Annotated in this window: 3 protein-coding genes; all 3 read right to left on the reverse strand. The window is 44.5% G+C overall.

Features of this window, described 5'->3' with window-relative positions:
- Window positions 1-1,634 (reverse strand): molybdopterin-dependent oxidoreductase (locus tag AC29Z1_RS04220; protein ID WP_488270208.1); only part of this gene is annotated, 1,634 nt, incomplete at its 3' end.
- An 81-nt stretch (window positions 1,635-1,715) separates the two neighbouring features.
- Window positions 1,716-2,744: a molybdopterin-binding protein gene (locus tag AC29Z1_RS04225; protein WP_488270209.1), complete on the reverse strand. Its 1,029-nt coding sequence runs from the start codon at window positions 2,742-2,744 to the stop codon at window positions 1,716-1,718.
- Window positions 2,745-2,956: 212 nt separating this feature from the next.
- The gene (locus AC29Z1_RS04230) at window positions 2,957-4,996 is read right to left on the reverse strand and encodes a sigma-54-dependent Fis family transcriptional regulator (RefSeq protein WP_488270210.1); all 2,040 of its coding nucleotides are present in this window, start codon (window positions 4,994-4,996) and stop codon (window positions 2,957-2,959) included.
- Between the last annotated feature and the right edge of the window lie 450 nt (window positions 4,997-5,446).

Genomic DNA, 5,446 nt, shown 5'->3' on the forward strand with positions numbered 1-5,446 from the left:
TCTGAAGCCAGGAAGGATTGTGGTGAACCATAGGCTCGGAATGCAGAACCCCAGGCATGATTGGTGCACACGGTACGGCCTCTGCCACGAATATTGGGAATATCATAACCTGCACCAATGAACTGAGCCTGACGTAATGTCAGCAAATCACCAAATTCGGAATACGGGCCATGGTCAATGAACCAGTCAGTTTCCATGGCAAGCAGTTTGCCTGTTTTATCGGCAGCTAATTTGCACTTGACAAACCCAGGAGAGCGCTTACCGGTGTAAGTAATCATCTGATGCATGTTGAAAGTCAAAGATACTGGCCGGCCTGTAGCCATACAAGCCACCCCCAGCAGGGCTTCATTGGTCGGACTAAACTTATAACCGAATGTTGCACCAGTCGGGTTAGCGACCAGCCGGAGTTTTTCAGGCTCAATGCCTATTCCCGGACAAATCATGGCATGATGCAAATGCAAAGCAATACTCTTAGAATGAATTGTCAGACGGCCTTCTTCATCAAAATAGGCACACCCGCAGTCAGGTTCTAGTGCCAAGTGCGGCTGACGGCTGCAGTAGGTATTAACTTCTACAGTTACCACATCAGGATCTTCCATAATCGGCTTGGTGTCTTCCCCTTTAACGACACCCTGCTCATAATAAACATTAGGAACACCGGGATGAATTTCGATAGCATCAGGTGCCATGGCTGCCGGAGCACTCATGTAGGCAGGTAGTACTTCCAGATCAACCTTGACCTTCTTGGCAGCTTCTCTGGCATGTTCTTCGGTATCAGCACAAACGATAGCAATGGCATCGCCATATTGGAAGACCTTCTCGTCGCACAGAATGGGGCGATCCCAGCCGTCACCTTTATTTGTAGGAAATGTGATCAGGCCGGTAATGCGGTTTTTACCTTTAACATCTTTATGGGTAACAACCTTGTAGACGCCAGGCATTTTTTCCGCTTCTGAAGTATCAATCCCTTTAATGATCGCATGAGACACTTCAGCCTGAACCAAAGCCAGTCGGAGGGTTCCTGGAGGCATTTGCAGAGCAACATCGGCACCGAAATCCCAAGTACCGGTAACTTTTTGCAGTGCGGATGGACGATGATAGGTAGTGCCATAAATTTTGTTGCCCACAGGCTGATACAGCAGGTCTTCTTTGCGCATTTCGCCGCGAATAACCTTAGCAGCCGCCATAACGGCATCAACGAGTGGCTTGTAACCGGTGCAGCGGCAGGCATTACGATGTTTTTGGAACCAGTCACGAACATCTTCTCTGGTTGGATTCGGATTTTCGTCAAGCAAAACCTTAGCCGAAAGAATAAATCCAGGACTGCAGAACCCACACTGAGCGCACCCGTAAGCCATCCAGGCAACCTGCAATGGGTGAAGATTGCTGGGTGTAGCAAGTCCTTCTATGGTAGTAATATTGGCGTGATCAGGAACTCTTTTCATTTTGGTTACGCAAGACCGTACTACCCTGCCATCCATGATAATAGAACAAGTTCCGCATTGACCTTGATTGCAGCCAACTTTGCAACCAGTCAACAGTAGCTGCTGCCTAAGAACGCTTGCCAGACTGGCTTCAGGATCAACAATCAGGGTTCTCGGCAAACCATTGATATTCAGCACCTTTTTTTGCATCTGCTCTTCTCGTCTCCTTTTTACTAATCTATATTTCAGGGGCATTACTTCCCCGAAATACGCGCTACTACTTACTTATAGCTAGTTGCCTTTGCCAAAGCCACATTCAGGATACCGACATTCTTCACATCCCAGACATAAGCCACCATGTCCAAGCATGGTAATATCTTTCCGGGATAATATTTCACCAGCCAACAGACGAGGAACCACTAGGTCAAAGATTGTGTTTTTGTGATACATCACACAGCCTGGTAACCCTAAAACCGGAACTGCGCCGAAATAAGCCAGCATAAACATGGCGCCAGGCAGAGTCGGAGCGCCATATGCCACAATCTGTCCCCCGGCCGCGCGGATGCCAGAGGGGGTTACATCATCAGGATCCACGGACATACCACCGGTAGTAACAATCATGTCGGCACCCTCAGCAATCAGCCGGTGAATGGCTTTGGATATCATCGATACATCATCAGGAACAAACACTTGACGCAAAATGGAGCTTCCTAACCGTTCAAATTTATTTATAAGCACCGGTCCAAAACAATCCTGTATCCGTCCATGATAAACTTCACTTCCAGTGGTTACTACGCCCACCTTATAAGCCTGCAACGGTTTGACTTCCACTACTGGATAGTAATCAATACCTATTTGTTCAATTTGCATAAGTTTTTCGTTTTCAATCACCAAAGGAATGATTTTACATCCTGCTACCTTTTTCCCGGCCTCTACCATTTGGTTGGAGTGCAAGGTGGCTGCTGCCACTTGTTCAATGTCATTAATCCGTTCCAATGCCTCGGTATTTATTTTTAGTAAACCACGGATAGCGGCTCTTATTTCGACTTTTCCTTCTGAGGCCTCGGCCAGATTCAGACCAGGACCGGCTATGGCTTTGGCAAATTTCGCTGCTGCTTCATTCTCGTGGATGGTATGCTCATTCACTTCCCAGACATATATGTTTTCTTTGCCGATACTCAGCAACTTAGGTATATCCTCTTGCCGAATGACATGTCCTTTTTTGAAAGCTCTACCCTTATGCTTTCCTGGAATGATTTCAGTAACATCATGGCAAAGTACCATGCCCTCTGCCTGATACACGGGGACTACTTTCATCATTCATCCTCCTTGGCTTGCAATCTAGAATAAACAGCCGCTTATAGTGCTTGACAATCCAAATGTATAGCAAGATTTATACCAATTGGTAATATCATCCAAAAAGTAACAAACCAGCTACCTCTTGGGTAACTGGTTTGTTTTTTAGTCTTGAAACATGTACCTAATGTTGTTCAAAAGTGTCACATAAACTGTCACATACATGTGACACTATTCTAATTGTATATCTCATATTGTTTCATTTTCCTATACAACGTATTTCGCGAAACCCCCATAATGCGCGCTGTCCGGCTGACATTGCCCCGATGGCTAGATAGCAATGCAAGAATTTCCTGCCGCTCATTTTCTTCTAGGAGGATGCGTCTGCCCTCCTTGCCGCGACAAGCTCCCACCGTATTCCGGGTTGCGTAAAACCCATTGCCATTCTCGGTGTTAGCCGGCTGCCAATTACAGATTTCTTTAGGTAAATTTTCTAAAGTAACGATATCTCCTTCTGTTAGACTCACGATCCGCTCCACTACATTCTGGAGTTCGCGCACATTTCCCGGCCAGTCATACCGTACAATCCGCTCGATGACCGCCGGACTTACTTTGAAATTGCGTCTCTGTTTATCCAGCCGCTCTAAAAAATAATTAAATAGTAATACAATATCTTCCGAACGCTCACGCAGTGGTGGTATTGTGATAGATATAACATTCAGACGATAATAGAGATCTTTGCGGAAAGTCCCCTTTTCTACTTCTTTGAGCAGATTCTTGTTAGTGGCGCATATTACCCGGACATCAACAGGGATTTCTTTATCAGAGCCAATCCGGCTTACTTTGCGCTCCTGTAATACCCGTAAAAGAGCCACTTGTTGCTCTAATGGCATATCACCGATTTCATCCAAAAACAGGGTCCCGCCGGATGCGAGTTCAAATTTACCCGGTTTTCCCCCTCGCTTAGCCCCGGTAAAGGCTCCTTCCTCATAACCGAAAAGCTCACTGCCAATAAGTTCCCGTGGTATTGCACCGCAATTAACGGCAATAAACGGTTCGGATGATCGGTCGCTACGGTTATGAATAGCCTGTGCAAATATTTCTTTGCCTGTGCCACTCTCACCCTGAAGTAACACACTGGACATACTGTTGGCAGCTAAAGAAGCTATGCGGACAGCTTCCAGCAGGGCTTTACTTTCACCAATAATATCGCTAAACTGCAAGGTTCCATAGTGTCCAACAAACCTGTTTACTAAATTTTGAATTTGTTTAATTGGCCGCAGAATAATAACGCCGCCTGTCACTATCCCCTGTTCATCGGTAACTGGTTCGCCTGTTACCAGATAATGATTCAGTCCACTATTGGTATCCAACATAATCTCAACATCTGTACAGGATTCTTTATTGGTGATTATTCTGCGAATCAGCGTACTTTTGGCACCAAAAATACTTTCGATTTGAATCCCCTGTTTTGAATCTAACTTATTTAACCCAACGCCGAGTATTTTTTGAGCAACAGGATTTAACTCGCTGACAAAACCATTATTATCGATCAAAATTACGCCATCTGACATAGTGTTTACAATATTTCGCAGCCGATTATTAATTACACTTAATTCGTTATTTTTACGCCGGATGCCAAGCTGCGCCATAATAGCTTCAGCGGCTGCCACTACCATTCCTAGTGTATGAAGGTGAGCTGCCGACCATTTCCCGGAAACATCCAGGATTCCTAGTACTTTCCCCCGTTCGTTAAGAATGGGGGCTGCCGAACAAGTAAGACAATGATGTTTTCGGCAATAATGTTCCGGGCCAGACACTTGAATCGGCTTTCTTGTAACCAAAGCAGTACCAATAGCATTAGTACCGGCTTCCTTTTCGCTCCAATTTGCGCCTTGAAAAAAATTCACCGTCATCGGATTTTTCAGGGTATCTTTATCTCCAAGGATTTCCATAATGTAACCACGTATATCTGTTAATACTACAACAAAACCAGAACCGGCAACTATCTTGTACAAATTATCCATAAACGGCTTGGCAATGGTAATAAGTTCTTGATTTTCTCGTAACATTGCCTTAAGGCTGTATTGATCTAACTGTTGATGAAGGCCACCATTGAAAGGATTCACCTTAGCTTGGCGACACCGCACCCATGAGTCGTAAATTTCTGGCCTGACAGAGTACTTGTTTATTTTATCAGTACTCTTTACATTGGCTGTAAAGCTTTGCCAAGCGGCTAAAGTAACGTCAAAAGTGTTTTCTGCACACAACACCATAAGTCACCTACCTTTTTACGATTTGGACTCAATACAAGGGCTGGTACAACAGGAGTCTTGGTCATAGCCCCGTTTAGCACCAAAGCAGATTCTCTACATTAAAAAAGCCAGAGCCTCCAAAAAGGATACGCACCCAGCTTCGTAGAGATACTGACTCCTCCCGTAACAGAGACCTATCGGTGCTTCCGATAACCTCTTGGTTCTGGCGTTCATCAGTGCATTAGACCATCAAAATGAAGTTATAAATCTAACTTTCTTTATTTTCTTTATTAAAAACTATTCGCTAAGTAACAGGAAATTCCTTCCATTGCCCTGCATTGCATTTCCAAAATTTTGAAATATAAGGCAGGGTGCTTTACTGAATAAGTAATATATGATGCCGAACTTATTCAATACATGAATACGCAAGTTATGAATCAGCCTTTTTGTTTAACTTTGCATGTAACATTG

It is taken from the genome of Sporomusa sp., assembly GCF_057736855.1.